The following is a 19,117-nucleotide window of genomic DNA, read 5'->3' on the forward strand; positions in this document are numbered from 1 at the left end:
CCCGCGGCCATTCAGCGGGCCCGGCCGGCACGGCGCACGGACAGGGCGCCGAATCTGGAGGAGAGCATAGCAGCGGCTCCGAATCGGCAGCCCCGAAACTAGGGGGAAAACCCGGCTCTATTCGCGCAATCGGCTTGCCAGCGGCCCCGGATAATGCGTCTCGTGAAAGTCTCCGCCATGCAAGGCGAGACCTGGAAGCCTCCGGAGATACCCGTCGCATGGATTCGACTGCCAATTCTTTGATCAACCCCGACGCCCGCATGGGCCTCGCCACCTCTGGCGCGGGCGCCGCGCCAGGCAGCGGCGCGGGCGCAGGCCTGGGCGGCGCGGAAGACCTCGGCGGCGGCTTCGCGCAACGCCTCGGTTCGCTCTCGTCGTTGCGCAACGTGCGCGGCAACCCGCGCGCGCCGCTCATTTTTGCCGTGGCGGTGCTCGTGGCCGTGGTCGCGGGCCTCGTGCTGTGGTCGCGCGCGCCCGACTACAAGGTGCTGTACAGCAACCTGTCGGACCGCGACGGCGGCGCGATTATTACTGCGCTCCAGGCCGCAAACGTTCCCTACAAGTTCTCGGACGCCGGCGGCGCCATTCTCGTGCCCGCCGAGCAGGTCAACGAAATGCGCCTGCGCCTCGCCTCCCAGGGCCTGCCCAAGAACGGCTCGGTCGGCTTCGAGCTGATGGACAACCAGAAGTTCGGCATCAGCCAGTTCGCCGAGCAGGTCAACTACCAGCGCGCACTCGAAGGCGAGCTCGAGCAAACGATCCAGTCGATCGCGAGCGTGAAGTCGGCGCGCGTGCATCTGGCCATTCCGAAGCCTTCCGTGTTCGTGCGCGAGCGCGAAGCGCCCTCGGCCTCGGTGCTCGTGAACCTGTATCCGGGCCGCATTCTCGACGACGGCCAGGTCGCCGCGATCACGCACATGGTGGCTTCGGCCGTGCCGGACCTGCCGGTGCGCAACGTGACGGTAGTGGACCAGGACGGCAACCTCCTCACCCAGAGCGCCACGGGCGTGGGCCTCGACGCCTCGCAGCTCAAGTACGTGCGCCAGGTCGAGCACGACACCCAGTCGCGCATCGACGCGATCCTTGCGCCCCTGTTCGGCGCCGGCAACGCGCGCTCGCAGGTGAGCGCCGACCTCGACTTCTCGAAGCTCGAGCAGACCTCCGAAGCCTACGGTCCGAACGCCAATCCGCAAGCCGCCGCCATCCGCAGCCAGCAGCAGAACATTTCGACGGAAATGCAGCAAAGCGGCGCGGGCGGCGTGCCCGGCGCGCTCACGAACCAGCCGCCGCAGCCGGCCTCGGCGCCCATCAGCGCGCCGGCGGGTGCGAACGGCGCGTCGGCGCCGGTGCCGGTTTCGGATCATCGCGACACCACCACGAACTACGAGCTCGACAAGACCGTGCGCCACTATCAGCAGGCGCCGGGCGACGTGAAGCGCCTGTCGGTGGCGGTGATCGTGAACTATCAGCCGAAGGTGGACGCCAAGGGCCACGCCACCATGCAGCCGCTCGACGCGCAGAAGCTCGCGCAGGTCGAGCAGCTCGTGAAGGACGCGATGGGCTACGACGCCAAGCGCGGCGACTCGGTGAACGTCGTGAACGCCGCGTTCCAGACCGACATCGACCCCAACGCGAACCTGCCGTGGTGGCGTCAGCCGGACATCATCGCGCTCGCCAAGCAGATTGCAACGTGGCTCGGCATTGGCGCGGTGGCTCTGTTCCTCTATTTCGTGATGGTGAAGCCGGCGCTGCGCCGCGCGTTCCCGCCGCCCGAGCCGGTTGCGCCCGCGCTGCCCGGTATGGGCGACGGCGAGCCGCTGCTGCTCGACGGGATCCCCGAAGCCGTGCGCATTGGCGGCGCGGCCGCGGAAGGCGAAGACAACGCCGACAGCGAAGCCGCCCTGCTCGCCTTCGAAAACGAAAAGAACAAGTTCGAACGCAACCTGGAATACGCGCGCAACATCGCGCGCCAGGATCCGAAGATTGTCGCAACCGTCGTGAAGAGCTGGGTGAACGATGAACGCTGAAGGCGCAACCAAGAGCGCGCTGCTGCTCATGTCGATCGGCGAACAGGAGGCCTCGGAGGTCTTCAAGTTCCTCGGTCCGCGCGAAGTGCAGAAGATCGGCGCCGCGATGGCGTCGCTCAAGAACGTCAAGCGCGAAGAGATCGAGATCGTGCTGCAGGACTTCGTCAAGGAAGCCGAGCAGCACACCGCCTTCTCGCTCGACTCGAACGACTACATCCGCAACGTGCTCAACAAGGCGCTGGGCGAGGACAAGGCCGGCGCGATCATCGACCGCATCCTGCAAGGCGGCGACACGAGCGGCATTGAAGGCCTCAAGTGGATGGATTCGGGGTCGGTGGCCGAACTCATCAAGAACGAGCACCCGCAGATCATCGCGACGATCCTCGTGCACCTCGACCGCGACCAGGCGTCGGAAATCGCTTCGTGCTTCACCGAGCGCCTGCGCAACGACGTGCTGCTGCGTATCGCGACGCTCGACGGCATCCAGCCGCAGGCGCTGCGCGAGCTCGACGACGTGCTCACGAACCTGCTCTCGGGCAGCGACAACCTCAAGCGCAGCCCGATGGGCGGCATCCGCACGGCGGCCGAAATCCTCAACTTCATGACGAGCCAGCACGAAGAAGGGGTGATCGAGAACGTCCGCCAGTACGATGCGGAACTCGCGCAGAAGATCATCGATCAGATGTTCGTGTTCGAGAACCTGCTCGACCTCGAAGACCGCGCGATCCAGCTGCTGCTCAAGGAAGTCGAGTCCGAGTCGCTCATCATTTCGCTCAAGGGTGCGCCGCCCGCGCTGCGCACCAAGTTCCTCTCGAACATGTCGCAGCGTGCGGCCGAACTGCTCGCCGAAGACCTCGACGCGCGCGGTCCGGTGCGCGTCTCGGAAGTCGAGGCGCAGCAGCGCCGCATCCTGCAGATCGTGCGCAACCTCGCCGAGAGCGGCCAGATCGTTCTAGGCGGCAAGGCAGAAGACGCTTATGTCTGACAGCAGCTCCGCGAACAGCCTTCGCTCAGCGTACCAGCGCTGGGAGATGGCCTCGTTCGACCCGCCGCCGCCCCCGCCGCCGCCGCCCACGCCCGACGAAACGGCCGCGTTCGAAGCGCAACTCCACGCGCTGCGCGACGCGGCGCACCAGGAAGGGCTGCGCTCGGGCCACGTGGCGGGCCAGGCGCTCGGCTATCAGGCCGGGCACGAGCAGGGGCGTCAGCAGGGCTTCGAGCAGGGTCAGGCCGAGGCGCGCGCGCAAGCGGCGCAACTCGCCGCGCTCGCGAGCCGCTTTAGCGATGCGCTCGAAACGGCGCAGGCCGGCGTGGCCGAGACGCTCGTCGAGCTGGCGCTCGACATCGCACAGCAGGTCGTGCGCCAGCACGTTCAGCACGACCCGACGGCGCTCGTCGCCGTCGCGCGCGAAGTGCTCGTGGCGGAGCCGCAGCTCGCAGGCTCCCCGCAGCTGGTGGTGAGCCCCGCCGATCTGCCGATTGTCGAAGCCTACCTGCTGGACGACCTGCAAACGCGCGGCTGGAGCGTGCGCACCGACCCGACGATCGAGCGCGGCGGCTGCCGCGCACAGGCCGCGACCGGCGAAACCGACGCCAGCATCCGCACGCGCTGGGAGCGCGTGACGGCGGCGCTCGGCAAGGCGCGGCCATGGTGAATCACCCGCAACCGCCGAGCCATCAGGCCATCCACACCGGCGGCCTCACGCCGCTCGAGCAGGAACTCGCGCTCGCGTCGTTCGGCCCGCTCGCGAGCGACCCCGCGCAGCTTGGCGCACTGCTCGTCGGCGACCTCGACATCCCGAGCACGCGCAAGGCGCGGGAGCTTGGCGCCATCGACGCGATCGACGCCGCGCTGGCCGCGGACAGCCTCGAAGCGCCGCCAGGACTGACGGATCACGGCGCGGCCGCGAAGCCGGTCGAGGTCGAGACCAAAGCGCCACCCGCACCCTACGTGCCGCCCGCGAACTACGACCCGGCCAACCCGTTCCTCACTACATGGAACGCGCAACTGCGCGGCGTGCGCGAGCGCAACGCGCTCGCCCTGCCGCTGCGCGGCTGCGGGCGTCTCACGCGCGCGGCGGGCCTCGTGCTCGAAGCGGTGGGGCTGCGCCTCGCCGTGGGCGCTGAGGTCATGATCGAACTGCCGCCGGGCAGCTCGCTGCCGATGGCCGAGGCGGAAGTGGTCGGCTTCGGCGGCGACAAACTCTTTCTGATGCCGACGACCGAAGTCGCGGGCCTGCTGCCCGGCGCGCGCGTCTGGCCGCTGGAAACCGCGCCGATCGCCGACCCGAAGGCGGGCGCGAAGCGCCTGCCGGTGGGCTGGGGCATGCTCGGCCGCGTGGTCGACGCCTCGGGCCGCCCGCTCGACGGCCTCGGTCCCCTGAACACCGAAGCCGACGCGCCGCTCACCGCGCCCGTCATCAATCCGCTGAACCGCGAGCCGATCCACAAGGTGCTCGACGTGGGCGTGCGCGCGATCAACTCGCTGCTCACGGTCGGGCGCGGCCAGCGCATGGGCCTGTTCGCGGGCTCGGGCGTGGGTAAGTCGGTGCTGCTCGGCACGATGGCGCGCGCGACCAGCGCGGAAGTCATCGTGATCGGCCTGATCGGCGAGCGGGGCCGCGAAGTGAAGGAATTCATCGAGCAGATCCTGGGCGAGGACGGCCTTGCGCGCTCGGTCGTCGTGGCCGCGCCTGCCGATGTCTCGCCGCTCCTGCGCATGCAGGCCGCCGCGTATACCACGTCGCTCGCCGAATATTTTCGCGACCAGGGCAAGCACGTGCTGCTGCTCATGGACTCGCTCACGCGCTACGCGATGGCGCAGCGCGAGATCGCGCTTGCCATTGGCGAGCCGCCCGCGACCAAGGGCTATCCGCCCTCGGTGTTCGCGAAGCTGCCGGCGCTCGTCGAGCGCACCGGCAACGGCCCCGAGGGCGGCGGCTCGATCACGGCGTTCTACACCGTGCTCACCGAAGGCGACGACCAGCAGGACCCGATCGCCGACTCGGCGCGCGCGATTCTCGACGGCCACATCGTGCTCTCGCGTGCGCTTGCCGAAGCGGGGCACTATCCGGCCATCGACATCGAGGCCTCGATCAGCCGCGCGATGACGGCCCTGATCGACGACCAGCATCTGAACCAGACGCGCGCGCTCAAGCAGATGCTTTCGCGCTACCAGCGCAACCGCGACCTCATCAACGTGGGTGCGTACGTGAGCGGGCGCGACGCCGTACTCGACCGCGCGATCGCGCTGTATCCGCGCATCGAGGCCTTTCTTCAGCAGGGTTTTCGCGAAACCGCGAACTATGATCAGAGCGTCGAGATGCTCGGCCAGCTGATCGGAGCCAGGACATGACGAAACAGACCGCGCTGCAAACCTTGATCGGCCTCGCGCAGGACGACGTCGACGCCGCCACGCAAAAGCTCGGCCGCGTACAGCGCGAGCGCGGCGAGGTCGAAAAGCAGCTGGAAGCGCTCATCACCTACCGCGACGAGTATCACGCGCGTTTCACCGAATCGGCGCGCAGCGGCATGGCCGCGGGCAACGTGCGCAACTTCCAGGCGTTCATCGACACGCTCGACGCGGCGATCGAACAGCAGCGGCGCCTGCTCGAGCAGGCCACCGAGCGCGTGGAGGCCGCCAAGCCCGAATGGCAGCGCAGCAAACAGAAGCTCGGCTCGTACGAGGTCCTGCAAACCCGTCACGACGACGTGCAGGCCCGCAAGGAAGCCCGCCGCGAACAGCGCGACGCCGACGAGCACGCCGCCCGCGTGCTGCGTACGCGCACGTCGCAACATCCGTAACACGTTTTCGAGGCCGCCAGTATGTCGCTCCTCTCTTCCCTCTCCTCGATGTTCGGCGCCGCCGCCGACGCGGTGACGGGCAATTCCGCATCGAACGCCGCGTCGAATTCGGCGTCGAACGCCATCAGCCAGGCGGACGCCGCCAGCCAGGGTTTCGCGCAGACGCTGCAACAGCAGATGAACGCGCAAAGCGCGCAGGCCAGCCAGAATGCCCAGGCGGCGCAAAGCGCGCAGTCGAATGCCGCCGCGCAGTCGAACTCGAACGCGTCGAGCAGCAACGCCTCGCAAAGCAGCAGCAACAGCAGCAACAGCGCTTCGCAGACATCAAGCTCGAACTCGAGCCAGGGCTCGCAGTCCACCTCGAGCGCCGATCGCCGCGCCGCCGCGCGCGCGCAGCAAAAGCAGGCCGCTGACGCAGGCGCGCAAGCCGCCGCGGCTCAGGCACAGCAAGCCTTGCAGGCTCAGCAGGCCCAGAACGACCCGAGCACCGACCCGAACGCCGACGGCAGCCAGACAGGCAGCCAGGCGAGCAGCGACAGCACGCTCGCAGGCGTCGCGTCCGCCGCCGCTGCTGCGGCCGCCACGGCCGCCGCCGGCGCGGCAGGCGACGGCACTGACACGGGCAGCGCCGTTAGCGCCAGCCCGAAGTCGGTGCACGACGCCCTGCAAGCCGCTCTCTCGCAGCTGCGCGGCGGCGCGGGCGCGCTCGCCACGCGCGCGGTGAACACGGCGGGCGCGGCGGCCAACAGCACCACCACGGCCAGCACGGGCTCGGGCTCCGGCATCGCCAGCAGCTTCGCCTCGCACTTGAGTGCGAACGCCCAAAGCAAGGCGTTCGGCACGGCAGCGAGCAGCGGCGCGAGCGCCGACGCCACCAAGGGCGCCACGACGGCGGCGACCGACGCCGCGAAGGCCGCAACCGACGCGCTCACGGCAGCGGCGCAGCAGCAGGCAGGCGCCGCCACGCAGACCGACGTGACGGCGAACACCGCCACGACCGATGCGCTCGCCGCCACCCAGGCCGCAGCGCTCGCCGCGGCGACGGCCGCGCAGGCCCAGGCGGCTCAGGCGGCCAGCGCCACCGCGAATCCGGCGGCCGCGGCTGCCGCCTCCGCGTCGATCGCCCCGCAGGTCGGCACGAACGATTGGGAAGACGCGCTCAGCCAGAAGGTGGTGTTCCTCTCGAATGCGCACCAGCAGTCGGCGGAACTCACGCTCAATCCGAAGGATCTCGGGCCGCTCCAGGTCGTCCTGCAGGTCACGGAAAGCCACGCGCACGCGCTTTTCGTCTCGCAGCACCAGCAGGTGCGCGAGGCCGTCGAGGCGGCCCTGCCGAAGCTGCGCGAGGCCATGGAGCAAAACGGCATCGGCCTTGGCAGCGCGAGCGTGAGCGACGGCTTCTCGCGGCAGATGAACCAGCAGGCGCAGCAGGACGGCAGCGGTTCGGGCCGCTCCGGCGGTTCCGGTTCGGGCTCGGGCAGCACGCTGAGCGCGTCGGACGCCGTGGACGATGCGAGCAGCGCGAGCGCGGGCGTCACGCAGCGCTCCGTGGGCCTGATCGATACGTTCGCCTGACGCGCTTCCTGGACTTTCCGCTCGACTGAACTATCCGGCCGGACTTTCCCGGCCGGACCTTCCCGGCGGGCCACTTCCCGCCCCCCCAAGGCAACGCAGCCGCGCACGCGGCTGCTTACGTCTGGCCCACGCTCGCATTACGCGCCTGGTATGCCGCGGCGCGCAACAAAACCACGAGATAGCCGGAATTCCCCCGTCTATTCCTCCCATCGCTGAAAGGCAAAAGCCGGAACAATGCAGCATGCCCGGACTGACCAACAGGTCGGCGCCCCGGACCCTTGCAAGCATCCCAGGCTGACTTTTCGACATGGCGACCACCACCGCATCCCAGCAAGCCGCGCCCCAAAGCGCGAAACCCGGACCGATGAAGCGCATTCTCCTCATCGCGCTCATTGCGATCCTCGCCGCCGCGGCGGCGGGCGGCGCGACGTGGTTCTTCATGTCGCGCCACGCGCCGAGCACGCCGGCCACGCCCGCCGCAGCGCCCCCGGTCACGGCCGTCTACTACGCGCTCGAGCCGATGACCGTCAACCTGCAGACCGACGACGGCGAATCGCACTACCTGCGCATTGGCCTCACGCTCAAGCTCGACAGCCAGGCCACCCAGGACGCACTCGTCGCCCGCATGCCCGAGATCCGCAGCCGCCTGTTGCTCGCGCTCTCGAACAAGCATCCGTCCGACCTCGCGCCGCTCGACGGCAAGCGCGCGCTCGCCACCGAGCTCGCCGTGCTGATCTCGCAGCCTTCGGCCGCGAACGAAAAGCCGATGCACGTCGACGACGTGCTGTTCACCGAATTCGTCGTCCAGTGAGCGTGACTGAAATGATTCCCGCGATGGAGGGCCAGTCATCATGACGATGGGTCACGACGAGTTCATGTCCCAGGAGGAGGTCGATGCCCTCCTCAAAGGCGTCACCGGCGAAGTCGATTCCGATTCGAGCGGCTCCGAGAAGCAGGGCGTACGTCCCTACAACATCGCGACGCAGGAACGTATCGTTCGCGGCCGGATGCCCGGCCTCGAAATCATCAACGAGCGCTTTGCGCGCCTGTTGCGCGTCGGCATCTTCAATTTCATGCGCCGCACCGCCGAAATCTCGGTGGGTCCGGTGCGCGTGCAGAAGTACAGCGAGTTCACCCGCAACCTGCCGATCCCGACGAACCTGAACCTCGTGCACGTGAAACCGCTGCGCGGCACGTCGCTGTTCGTGTTCGACCCGAACCTCGTGTTCTTCGTCGTGGACAACCTGTTCGGCGGCGACGGGCGCTTTCACACGCGTGTGGAAGGCCGCGACTTCACGCAAACCGAACAGCGCATCATCGGCAAGCTGCTCAATCTCGTGTTCGAGCACTACACGACCGCGTGGAAAAGCGTGCGGCCGCTGCAGTTCGAATACGTGCGCTCCGAAATGCACACGCAGTTCGCAAACGTTGCCACGCCCAACGAGATCGTGATCGTCACGCAGTTCTCGATCGAATTCGGTCCGACGGGCGGCACGCTGCATATCTGCATGCCCTACTCGATGATCGAGCCGATCCGCGACGTGCTCGCCTCGCCGCTGCAAGGCGAAGTGCTCGACGTGGACCGCCGCTGGGTGCGCGTGCTCTCGCAGCAGGTGCAGGCCGCCGAAGTCGAACTCACGGCCGACCTCGCACAGGTGCCCGTGACGTTCGAGCAGATCCTGAACATGAAGAAGGGCGACGTGCTGCCCATGAACGTCGCGGAGCACATCACCGCCAAGGTGGACGGCGTGCCCGTGATGGAGTGCGGCTACGGAATTTTCAATGGTCAATACGCGTTGCGGGTCCAGAAGATGATCAGCGCAGCCGACACGATGAAGGAAGGTGGATATGAGTGACGTAAACGGCACGAGCGGCACGAGCGCAGACGAGCCGGTGCTCGACCCGGGCTTTGCGGAAGCCGCGGCGCAGGAGGCAGGCGGCGAGGCCTCGCTGGACGACTGGGCGAGCGCGCTTGCCGAGCAGAACAGCAACGACGTGCCCGCCGCGCAGCCCGCGGCCGTGTTCCAGCCGCTCTCGAAGGTCGATTCGACCAAGACGGCCAACGACATCGACATGATTCTGGACATTCCCGTCCAGATGACGGTGGAGCTGGGCCGCACCAAGATCGCCATTCGCAACCTGCTGCAACTCGCGCAGGGCTCGGTCGTGGAACTCGACGGCATGGCCGGCGAACCGATGGACGTGCTCGTGAACGGCTGTCTGATCGCCCAGGGCGAAGTGGTGGTCGTGAACGACAAGTTCGGCATTCGTCTCACCGACATCATCACGCCGTCCGAGCGGATCCGGAAGCTGAACCGATGAAACCCCAAGCTGTTCCCGGCGCCGGGACGCGCGTAGCGTCCGGCGCCAACGCACGACGCGCGGGCAAGTCGCGCGGCGCGCAGGTGCTGCGCTTCTCGTGGCGCCTCGCCGTGCACCTCTCGCTCGCCGGCGCCGCGGTTTTCGCGGTCATGAGCGCGCGGGCCGCCGACCTTCAGGCGGTCAACGAAGCCACGCGCGCGGCTGCGGGTGCCGCGGGGGCTTCAGGCGCCTCCGCCGTGATCGCAGGCAGCGCGGTCCCCTCGCTCGGTTTCGGCGCCGTCCTGCAGACGGTGCTGGGTCTCGCGCTCGTGATTGGCGTGGTGTTCGGCTGCGCGTGGCTCGCCCGGCGTCTCGGCCTGCAAGGCGGCCCGAAGAACGCGCTCGTGAAGACCGTGGGCGGCGCATCGCTCGGCGGAAAGGAACGCGTGGCCGTGGTCGAGATCGGCGACACCTGGCTCGTGCTGGGCGCCGCACCCGGCAACGTGCGCCTGCTTCATACGCTGCCGGCGGGCGAACTGCCTGCAGGCGTCGCGGCGGCTGCCCCCAACGCCCCCGCCCTCTCGGGCAACTTCGCACAGCGCTTTCGTGACGCGCTGAAAAGCGAGGCGAATAAACGCATCCACGCGCGTTTCATGCGTCACGACGGCGGAGCGCAGTAAATGCACGGCAGTTCCCTTCATGCGCCGGGCGCGGGCAACGACGCCCACGCACGCGCGGCTACCCTCGCAAAGATCGCCAGAACGGCGCTCCCGTTCGCGCTGATGCTCGGCGCGGGCGCCGTCGCCCTCGCGCTGCCGCACCTCGCGCATGCCCAAAGCGTGGGCGGCGCGCAAGGCCTGCCCGCCTTCAACACGAGCCCGGGCCCGAACGGCGGCACGACCTACTCGCTGAGCGTGCAGACGATGCTGCTGCTCACGATGCTGTCGTTCCTGCCGGCGATGGTGCTGATGATGACGAGCTTCACGCGCATCATCATCGTGCTCTCGCTGTTGCGCCAGGCGCTCGGCACGACGACCACGCCGCCCAACCAGGTGCTCGTGGGCCTCGCGCTCTTTCTCACGCTGTTCGTGATGTCGCCCGTGCTCGACAAGGCCTACAACGACGGCTACAAGCCGTTCGCGGCCGGCACGATTTCGATGGACGACGCCGTGACGCGCGGCGTCGCGCCGTTCAAGACCTTCATGCTGCGCCAGACCCGCGAGTCCGACCTCGCGCTCTTCGCGCGCATCTCGCACGCGGCGCCCATGCAGGGCCCCGAGGACGTGCCGCTCACGCTGCTCGTGCCCTCGTTTGTCACGAGCGAGCTGAAGACGGGCTTCCAGATCGGCTTCACGGTGTTCATTCCGTTTCTCATCATCGACCTGGTGGTGGCGAGCGTGCTGATGTCGATGGGTATGATGATGGTCTCGCCCGCGACCATTTCGCTGCCGTTCAAACTCATGCTGTTCGTGCTGGTGGACGGCTGGCAACTGCTGATTGGCTCGCTCGCGCAGAGCTTCACCTGAGGACCCTGACATGACGCCCGAAATGGTCATGACGCTCTCTCACGAGGCGATGTACGTGGCGCTCCTGCTTGCCGCGCCGCTGTTGCTCGTGGCGCTCGTCGTGGGTCTCGTGGTGAGCCTTTTCCAGGCGGCCACGCAGATCAACGAATCCACGCTCGCGTTCATCCCCAAGCTGATCGCCATTGCGGTCACGCTCGTGATCGCCGGCCCCTGGATGCTCACGACGATGCTCGACTACATGCGCCACATCTTCACGAGCATTCCGCAGCTCGCGGGCTAGGCGCGGCGGCGCGGCACACGATGTTCACCGTCACCTACGCGCAGCTCAACGCCTGGCTCACGGCGTTCCTCTGGCCGTTCACGCGCATTCTGGCGCTCGTGGCGATCGCGCCCGTGGTGGGCAACCGCTCCGTGCCGACGCGCGTGAAGATCGGCCTCGCGGGATTCGTCACGCTGATCGTCGCGCCCACGCTCGGCGCCATGCCGCAGGTCACGGTGTTTTCCGCCGAGGGCGTGTGGATCCTCGTCAACCAGTTCCTGATCGGCATCGCGCTCGGCTTCACGATGCAGCTCGTGTTCGCGGTCGTGACCGCGGCGGGCGACATGATGAGCCTCGGCATGGGCCTCGGCTTCGCAAGCTTCTTCGACCCGCAGGCCAACACCAGCAGCCCGGCGCTCTCGTCGTGGCTGAATATGATGGCGATGCTCGCCTTCCTCGTGTTCGACGGCCATCTGCAGATGCTCGCGGCGCTCGTCGCCACGTTCCAGACGCTGCCGGTCACGGCGAGCGTGCTGGGCGCCTCGGGCTGGAACCTGATGGCCAACTATGGCGCGACGATACTGACCTCGGGTCTGCTGCTTTCGCTGCCGGTGGTGGTCGCGCTGCTCATCACCAATCTTTCGCTCGGCATTCTCAACCGCGCGGCGCCGCAGATCGGCATCTTCCAGATCGGCTTCGCGCTCACGATGCTCGTGGGCATGCTGCTCATCCAGCTCATGATGCCCAACCTGATTCCCTACTTCGCGCGCCTGTTCGACAGCGGCATCGACCAGATGGGCCGCGTGGCCGCCGGGCTGAAGCCGCCGGGTTAAAGCCACCGGGTTGAAGCCAGTCTCGCCCACGCGGGCAAGGCAACAAAAAAAGCGGACCGGAGTCCGCTTTTTTTTCGACCGTTCTATCCCTCGCGCTTCAAGGATTGATGTACTGGAACAGCGAGAGGTTCTGCGTCGCGGCAAAGCTTTTCTGCGAAGCCGTGAGCGCGTTCGAAAGCTGCTCGAACTGGCTGATCGCGGCCACCGTGTCGGTGCTCGTGAGGTCGGAGAGGTTCGACGTGACCTGCAGCGAGTTGGTCGACGTGACCGTTTGCAGCGCCTTCACTTCCTGCTCGCGGCCGCCCACCGAAGCCTGCACCGTGATCACGTTCGAAAGCGAGTTGCCGATCTGCGAGAGGCCGGTGTTCAGCGCGTTGTTGAGGTTCGCGACAGCAGCCTGGGAGCCGCTCGTGGGCGTGTTCAACGCGGCGATGATGCTGTCGATGCTCGCGAACACGTCCGTGTTCTGCGACGCCGTGGCGGGCGTGACCGAGAACGAGTCACCCGCGGCGGGCGTACCCGACATCGTCACGCTCATGCCCGTGCCGAGCGATATCGCATCGCCTTCGGTGTAATTGGCCGCAGCCGTCGTCGTTGCCGGGTTGGCGCTGTTGTCGGTCACCGTGTAGGTGAGCGCACCGGACGTCAGGTCGGTCTGGAAGTTGATCGAGTAGTTGTCGTTGTTGGTCGCCTGCGTCGGATCCGTCACCGTCACGCCGCTGATCACGCCCGTACCCGTGTTCGTGGATTTGCCCGAGGCGACATTGGCCGAACCCACGGCCTGCACGCTCTGGAACACCGCCGCGCCCGTGTCGCCCACGGCGATATTGCGCGTGCCGGCCACCTGCATCACGCGCTGGCCCGAGTCGCCGTTGTAGGTCACGCCGCCGCCCGACTTGTTCGAGAACACCTGCGAGGTGCTCTGGAAGCCTGAGAAGATGTAGTTGCCCGCGCCGTCCGTGGTGTTGGCGAGCGTGAGCAGCTGGTTGCGGTCGCCCTGCATCTGCTGGGCGATCGCCTGGCGCGCCTGGTCGGTGAGCGAGCCGTTCTGCGCTTCGATGATGAGCGAATGGATGCTCTGCATCGTGTTCTGCACGCTCGTGAGCGTCGTGTCCTCGAGCTGCAGCGCGGTCAGCGCCGTGGTCTGGTTCGCCGTGTACTGCGTGAGCGTCGCGCTCGTGGCGGAAAGCGTTACGGCCTGCGCGGCGCCGAGCGGATTGTCGGCCGGGTTCGAAATGGCCACGCCAGTCGAAATCTGCTGCTGGACCTGGAGGAGCTGGGACTGCTGGTTCTCCATCGTCGACACGCTGGAGGCAAAAATCTGGGATGTCGCGATACGCATGGATTAGCGCCTCACTGGAAAATGCCGATCAGGGTCTGGAACAGCGACGCCGCCGTCTGGATCACCTTGCTGTTGGCCTGATAGAGCTGTTGGTACTGCAGCAGGTTCGCGGCTTCCTCGTCGAGGTTCACGCCCTGCACCGACTGTTGCTGCGAAGTGAGCTGCGTGATGAGCGACGTCTGCGACGTGTTCGACGCCTGCAGCTGGCTCGCGGCGTTGCCGATCGTGTTGACGTAGTTCGCATACGCCGTGGTCAGCGTGGTCGATCCGCTGAACGCCGTGCTCGACGTGAGGTTCGCAATCGCGAGCGCGTTGCGGCCGTCCTGCGTGCCGCTCGCGTTGCCCGCCACCGTGAACGAATCGTTGTTCGAGGGCGTCCCCGACATCGTGAAGCTGATGTTGGTCGCGGTGCCGTTGGCGCCGGTCGAATCCGTGAGATTCGTGATGGTGTACGTCGCCCCCGTGGTCGGATCGTATGGCACACCGGTCACGGGCGGCGTACCGGCGCTGTTGATCGTCACGGAGCTCGTCGTGCCGCCTGCCGTAATCGACACGATCGTACCGTTCGGAAGGCCCGTCAGCGTGCCCGAGGTCGAGTTGTACGAGAGCGTGACCGGCAGATTCGTCGTCGAATAGCCCGTGCCCACCGCGCCTTGCGTGACGTTGGCCGTGCCTGCGTTCGTCGTGGCCGCCGAAACGACGACGGGCGTGGCCGCCGCGATGGCCGCGGGGTCGCTGGTCGCAACCGAGAAACTCGCGAGCGCGCCGGCCGTCGGCTGGATCATGAACGAGTCGCCTGCGCTGACCGTGCCCGAAGGGGTGATCGAGAAGCCGCCGATCGTGATCGGCGCGGTGCCGTTCGGCTGCGTGTCGACCACCGTGTTCGTCGCCGTGTCGGTGAGGTTCCAGTTCGTGCCGTCGTAGCTCAGCTTGTAGTTGTCGGTGAGCGGCTGCGTGCTGTTCGTGAGCGTCGCGCTGACCGTGGTCTGCGTGTCGGGGTTCGTCGAGCTGGCCGTGACGAGCGGGTTGCCCACCGTGAACAGATTGCCGCCCGCCTTGCCGGAGAGATTGAGGCCGAGTGCGTTCTGCGAATTCACCTGCGCGGCGAAGCTCGTGACGATCGCGCCCAGTTGCGACTCAGCCGGATCGAGCGTGGTCGAGACGAACGAAAGCAGGCCGCCCACGGTGCCGCCTTGCAGCGCGGCCGACGTGAGCACCTGCGGCGTGCCTTGCGCCGCTGCGCTCGCGCCGTTCAGCCCCTGCCACGCCACCGTGAGTTCCTGGGGATTCGTGCTCGAAGGCTGCGTCGTGAGGTTGTAGCTATTGCTGCTCACCACGAGCGGCTGGCCGTTGCCGAGGAACACGCTGTAGCTGCCGTTGCTCTGGACGACCTGCACGCCGACCAGCTGCGAAAGATTCGCAACGGCTTGATCGCGCTGATCGAGCAGCTGGTTCGGCTGCTGGCCGCCTGCGCTCGCGGACGTGATCTGCGCGTTGAGGTTCGCGATCTGCTGCGTGTAGCTGTTGATTTGCGAGACGGCGCTCGTGAGCTGCGTGTTCACGCTCTGGCGCATGGCGTCGTACTGCGAGCTCGCGGCGTTGATCTGGGTGGCCAGCGTTTGCGCGTCGGAGAGCACGGTCTGGCGCGCCGCGGTATCCGAAGGCGAATTCGAGACGTTCTGCAGGCCCGAGAAGAAGTTCGTGATCGCGGTCGCGATACCCGAGGTCGGGCTGCCTACGAGATTCGAGAGCTGCGTGGCAAGGGTATACGAAGCCGAGTACGCGCTGCCGGTCGACTGCGCGTTGTTGAGCGCCGTCGTGAGGTACTGGCTGTAGGCGCGCTGCACGGTCGCGGTCGTGACACCGCTGCCAATATAGCCGCTCGATGTGTACTGCCCCGTCGATTCCTGGTACACCGGCTTCTCGACGGTGTAGCCCGCGGTCGTCGAGTTGCTGATGTTCTCGCCGGTGGTCGAGATGCCAATCTGCGCCGCCTGCAGGCCGCTCAGACCGATCGAGAAAATGTTGGACATGCGTAATCCTCGAAAGCGGTCCGCCCCCCTGGCAAACCGCGTGATGTACTCACGGGATAACGGCAGCGCACTGCGAAAATTGAGCGCCTGATGCGTGCGAAAACGTTAGCGCGCGTGTGCGCATGGGTCGGTGCGCACCGGCCCCGTGGCGCAGCGAACCGGCGCAACCCGGGTCGCGCCGGCCAAACGATGCGGATCATGCGGATGATGCCGTGCCGATCAGGCGCGAGCGAGCGCCCGGCGCTTCATCTCGAGCTGCGTGATGTAGCGCTGCAGCGTGTTCTCGGCGGAGCCGGGCAGCGCGTCGAAGCGAAAGCCCATGTGATAGCGGCGATCGCCGTTGGGCAGGTCGATGAAGCGCAGCACGACGAGCCCGAGATCCACGCGCAGCTTGCCGTGCGCGCGCAGGTCGAGCTCGACGTCGGGCAGCACGAGGCCCATGGCGAGATCCGCGACGCGCTCGTCGGTCGTACGCAGCCCGAGGCCGCCCAGCGAAAGGTCATGCACCTCGTAGGCGAAGCGCGGGCCGCCGCTCGGCAGGTCGCCGCGGCAGATGCACGGCTCGAGCACGGGCGTGTCGACGCGGAAGTACTCGCGCCGCTGCACGTAGAACAGGACTTCGGGGAAGTCGGCTTCGAACGCGGGGCGCCCTTCGAACTCCGTGCGCCGCGGCGTGGCCGTCTTGAACTCCACGCGCACGCCATCGGGCGAAGCATGGAAGTGGGACTCGGGCGCGGCGAGCACGCCCGCGTTCTGCTCGGGCAGCGCGCCCCAGTCGAACACGAAGGTGCGCTCGCGTCCGTTGACGGCCAGAATGCGCGTGACGAGCTGTCCGCCGCGATACTGCAGGGTCAGGAAATCACCGCGATTGACGAGATTGCGTAGCTGGACGCCGATCTCGAGCGGATTGCGGCGCCCAAAATCGTGGGAGCCTTCCGCGCCCTCGCCTGCTTCCTGTGGATTCGACTGAACGGTATTCATGGGCCTGCCGGAAATTCGTGAACGTGCCAGCGCGCCTGCGGACCTTTCCGCGCGCGCCGTTCGGGCGGTCTCCCCGCCCGATTGCTTTTCCATCTCGCCTGCATTAGCGGCAGACATTACGAAAAATTTAGGGATTTGGCTTAAAAAATGTGCGCCTTTTCCCTGCATGAAACACACGTGCGCAGTTTCTTCCGGCAACTGCGCCGAGGCAACGTTTGCGCCTGCCTAACTGACGGCAACCGCGCTGCCCGCCTTCGACTCGCGCGTCAGGCCATCCGCTGCATGATGGTCAGCAGCTTTTTCGCGTAGTGCGGGTCGGTGGCGTAGCCCGCGCGCTGCATGCCGTGCGCGAAGCCCTCGGCGCTCTTCGAGCCGTTGATCACCGACGCGTAGCGCGGATTGCTCTTGAGGAGCGTCGCGTAGTCGGTCATCGCGTCTTCGTACGAGTCGTAGGCGCGGAACTTCTCCACCACGCGATGCGGCTGGCCGTTCACGTATTCGGTCGTGACCGTCGAGACGGTCTTGCCGGCCCAGTCCTTGCTCGCCTTGATGCCGAACACGTTGTGGCTCGTCGAACCGTCGGCGTTCTTGATCTCGCGCTTGCCCCAGCCCGATTCGAGCGCGGCCTGGCCGAGAATGAAGCGCGCGGGGATGCCCGTGGTCGAGCTGGCCTGCTGCGCGGCGTTGGCGAGCTTGTCGACGAACGCGTCCACCGAGGCGTCGCCGTTGCCCTTAACGGGCGGCGTGAGCGCGCTGTTGCCGCTGTAGCCCGCGCCGTTGGCGAGCGCGCCGTTGGCCGCCGCGTTGCCGTAGGCGCGCCCGAGCGCGTTGAGCATGGCGAGGTTGCCCTCGTTCGCGTCCTTGCCCGACAGCCCGGAGATCGCACCGGCCATGCCGCCCGCGCCGCCTGCGCCATCGGCACCGGCCGCGCCGCCCATGCTGCGCATGAGCTGCTTGAGCATCGCGTTCGCCACGCCAATGCCCTTGTTCGACATCTGCTGCGCGAGCTGCTGGTCGAGCATCGAGGTGAACTGCTTGCTGTCGTTGGATTCGAGCGGGCTGTCGTCGGGCGTCGCGTCACGCATGCTCTTGAGCATCATCTGCGTGAAGACCGCGTCGAACTGCTTCGCGGCCATCTTCGCGCCCTGCTGGGGCGAGGCGTTCGCCGCGGCGCGCATCGAGTCGAAGCCCTGCACGTCGAGCGCAAAGCGGTTGGTGAGGTCGAGGCTGCCGCCGCCGATGTTGTTCGTATTATCCAAGTTACACCCCTTAGATGATCTCGAGGTCGGCGCGCAGTGCGCCTGCTGCCTTCATCGCCTGCAGGATCGACATCAGGTCCGCCGGCGTCGCGCCCAGCGCGTTGAGCGCCTTCACGACCTCGGCGAGATTCGCGCCCGCCGTGACGAGCTTGAGCGATCCGTTGTCCTGCTTCAACTGGATCTGCGACTGGCGCGTCGCCACCGTCTGGCCGTTGGAGAACGCGCCGGGCTGGCTCACCGCCGTCTGCGTGTTCACGACGACCGAGAGATTGCCGTGCGCGACCGCGCAGCTCTCGAGCGTGACCATCTGGTTCATGACGATCGAGCCGGTGCGCGCGTTCAGGATCACCTTCGCGGCCGGCGTGGCCGGGTTCACGTTGAGGTCCTGGATCTGCGCGATGAAACCCACCTGCGACGCCGGATCGGCCGGCCCGCGCACCTGGATCGTGCGGCCGTCGAGCGGCGAGGCCGTGCCCGGGCCAAACATGTTGTTGACGGCCGAGACGATGCGCTGCGTCGTGTCGTAGTCCATGTCGTTGACGGTCAGCGTGAGGAGGCCGCCCTGCTGCGAGACCGGCGAGATCACCGAGCGCTCGACGATCGCGCCGCCCGCAATGCGGCCCGCGGCGAGCTGGTTCACCTGCACCCTGCTGCCGTTGGCCGAGGCGCCTGCGCCGCCCACGGCCACGTTGCCCTGCGCGAGCGCATAGACCTGGCCGTCGGCGCCCTTGAGCGGCGTGAGCAACAGCGTGCCGCCGCGAATGCTCTTCGCGTTGGCGAGCGACGACACCGTGATGTCGATCTGCTCGCCCGGCCGCGCGAACGGCGGCAATACGGCCGTCACCATGACCGCGGCCACGTTCTTCAGCTGCATGTTGTTCAGCGTCGACGAGGAACCCGAGGAGCTCGACGTGTTGTTGATCGAGATGCCGAGGTTCGCGAGCATGTTCGCGAGCGTTTGCGTGGTGAACGGCGCCTGGGTCGTCTGGTCGCCGGTGCCGTCGAGACCCACCACGAGGCCGTAGCCGATGAGCGGGTTGTCGCGCACGCCCTGGAAGGTCGCGAGGTCTTTCACGCGCTCGGCGCGCGCCGGCGTCGCGTAGGCGACGAGCGCACCGCAAGCCACGACGAAACCGAACGCCACGCCCAGGGCGGCGAGCACGTCCTTCATGCGCGA

The 19,117-nt window shown here is 67.3% G+C and carries 18 protein-coding genes; 13 read left to right on the top strand and 5 right to left on the bottom strand.

Annotation, left to right across the window (positions count from 1 at the left end):
• The first annotated feature begins 218 nt into the window (after positions 1-218).
• From fliF to fliR, 13 genes are all read left to right on the top strand, one after another.
• Positions 219-2,027 carry a flagellar basal-body MS-ring/collar protein FliF gene (gene fliF / locus FAZ97_RS13640; RefSeq protein ID WP_158758863.1) on the top strand — a complete coding sequence of 603 codons (1,809 nt, stop codon included), beginning with the start codon at positions 219-221 and terminating at the stop codon, positions 2,025-2,027.
• The gene (gene fliG / locus FAZ97_RS13645) at positions 2,017-3,012 is read left to right on the top strand and encodes a flagellar motor switch protein FliG (RefSeq protein ID WP_158758864.1); all 996 of its coding nucleotides are present in this window, start codon (positions 2,017-2,019) and stop codon (positions 3,010-3,012) included. Before fliF ends, fliG begins: the two co-directional genes overlap by 11 nt.
• Complete coding sequence (gene fliH, locus FAZ97_RS13650; protein WP_158758865.1) at positions 3,005-3,682, top strand: flagellar assembly protein FliH; 678 nt, start codon at positions 3,005-3,007, stop codon at positions 3,680-3,682. The genes fliG and fliH overlap by 8 nt, the downstream gene beginning before the upstream one ends.
• Positions 3,676-5,382 (top strand): flagellar protein export ATPase FliI, encoded by a 1,707-nt coding sequence (gene fliI, locus FAZ97_RS13655; protein ID WP_158758866.1) that lies wholly within the window; start codon positions 3,676-3,678, stop codon positions 5,380-5,382. Before fliH ends, fliI begins: the two co-directional genes overlap by 7 nt.
• On the top strand, positions 5,379-5,831 hold the full coding sequence (gene fliJ / locus FAZ97_RS13660; protein ID WP_158758867.1) for a flagellar export protein FliJ: 453 nt from the start codon (positions 5,379-5,381) through the stop codon (positions 5,829-5,831). The genes fliI and fliJ overlap by 4 nt, the downstream gene beginning before the upstream one ends.
• A gap of 21 nt (positions 5,832-5,852) precedes the next feature.
• Positions 5,853-7,406, top strand: a complete 1,554-nt coding sequence (locus tag FAZ97_RS13665; RefSeq protein ID WP_158758868.1) for a flagellar hook-length control protein FliK — start codon at positions 5,853-5,855, stop codon at positions 7,404-7,406.
• A gap of 307 nt (positions 7,407-7,713) precedes the next feature.
• A complete protein-coding gene (gene fliL / locus FAZ97_RS13670) occupies positions 7,714-8,217 on the top strand; it encodes a flagellar basal body-associated protein FliL (RefSeq protein WP_158758869.1) in 504 nt (167 codons plus the stop codon).
• A 46-nt stretch (positions 8,218-8,263) separates the two neighbouring features.
• The gene (gene fliM, locus FAZ97_RS13675) at positions 8,264-9,262 is read left to right on the top strand and encodes a flagellar motor switch protein FliM (RefSeq protein ID WP_158759167.1); all 999 of its coding nucleotides are present in this window, start codon (positions 8,264-8,266) and stop codon (positions 9,260-9,262) included.
• A complete protein-coding gene (gene fliN, locus FAZ97_RS13680) occupies positions 9,255-9,728 on the top strand; it encodes a flagellar motor switch protein FliN (RefSeq protein WP_233271592.1) in 474 nt (157 codons plus the stop codon). Before fliM ends, fliN begins: the two co-directional genes overlap by 8 nt.
• Entirely contained in the window at positions 9,725-10,387 is a 663-nt protein-coding gene (fliO, locus tag FAZ97_RS13685) for a flagellar biosynthetic protein FliO (protein ID WP_407671777.1), read from the top strand. Before fliN ends, fliO begins: the two co-directional genes overlap by 4 nt.
• A gap of 102 nt (positions 10,388-10,489) precedes the next feature.
• Positions 10,490-11,233 carry a flagellar type III secretion system pore protein FliP gene (gene fliP, locus FAZ97_RS13690; protein ID WP_233271684.1) on the top strand — a complete coding sequence of 248 codons (744 nt, stop codon included), beginning with the start codon at positions 10,490-10,492 and terminating at the stop codon, positions 11,231-11,233.
• A gap of 10 nt (positions 11,234-11,243) precedes the next feature.
• Complete coding sequence (gene fliQ, locus FAZ97_RS13695) at positions 11,244-11,513, top strand: flagellar biosynthesis protein FliQ (RefSeq protein ID WP_158758871.1); 270 nt, start codon at positions 11,244-11,246, stop codon at positions 11,511-11,513.
• Between the two features lie 20 nt (positions 11,514-11,533).
• Positions 11,534-12,325, top strand: a complete 792-nt coding sequence (fliR, locus tag FAZ97_RS13700) for a flagellar biosynthetic protein FliR (RefSeq protein ID WP_158758872.1) — start codon at positions 11,534-11,536, stop codon at positions 12,323-12,325.
• 97 nt (positions 12,326-12,422) lie between these two features.
• Here the strand turns inward: fliR and flgL are convergent, their stop codons facing one another.
• From flgL to FAZ97_RS13725, 5 genes are all read right to left on the bottom strand, one after another.
• On the bottom strand, positions 12,423-13,667 hold the full coding sequence (gene flgL, locus FAZ97_RS13705; protein WP_158758873.1) for a flagellar hook-associated protein FlgL: 1,245 nt from the start codon (positions 13,665-13,667) through the stop codon (positions 12,423-12,425).
• Between the two features lie 11 nt (positions 13,668-13,678).
• Complete coding sequence (gene flgK / locus FAZ97_RS13710; RefSeq protein WP_158758874.1) at positions 13,679-15,700, bottom strand: flagellar hook-associated protein FlgK; 2,022 nt, start codon at positions 15,698-15,700, stop codon at positions 13,679-13,681.
• Between the two features lie 219 nt (positions 15,701-15,919).
• Positions 15,920-16,681 carry a flagellar brake protein gene (locus FAZ97_RS13715; RefSeq protein WP_158758875.1) on the bottom strand — a complete coding sequence of 254 codons (762 nt, stop codon included), beginning with the start codon at positions 16,679-16,681 and terminating at the stop codon, positions 15,920-15,922.
• 266 nt (positions 16,682-16,947) lie between these two features.
• Positions 16,948-17,940, bottom strand: a complete 993-nt coding sequence (flgJ, locus tag FAZ97_RS13720; protein WP_158758876.1) for a flagellar assembly peptidoglycan hydrolase FlgJ — start codon at positions 17,938-17,940, stop codon at positions 16,948-16,950.
• 10 nt (positions 17,941-17,950) lie between these two features.
• On the bottom strand, positions 17,951-19,111 hold the full coding sequence (locus FAZ97_RS13725; RefSeq protein WP_158759170.1) for a flagellar basal body P-ring protein FlgI: 1,161 nt from the start codon (positions 19,109-19,111) through the stop codon (positions 17,951-17,953).
• Positions 19,112-19,117 lie beyond the last annotated feature (6 nt).

The sequence above is a fragment of the Paraburkholderia acidiphila genome (genome assembly GCF_009789655.1).
Taxonomy (GTDB): domain Bacteria; phylum Pseudomonadota; class Gammaproteobacteria; order Burkholderiales; family Burkholderiaceae; genus Paraburkholderia; species Paraburkholderia acidiphila.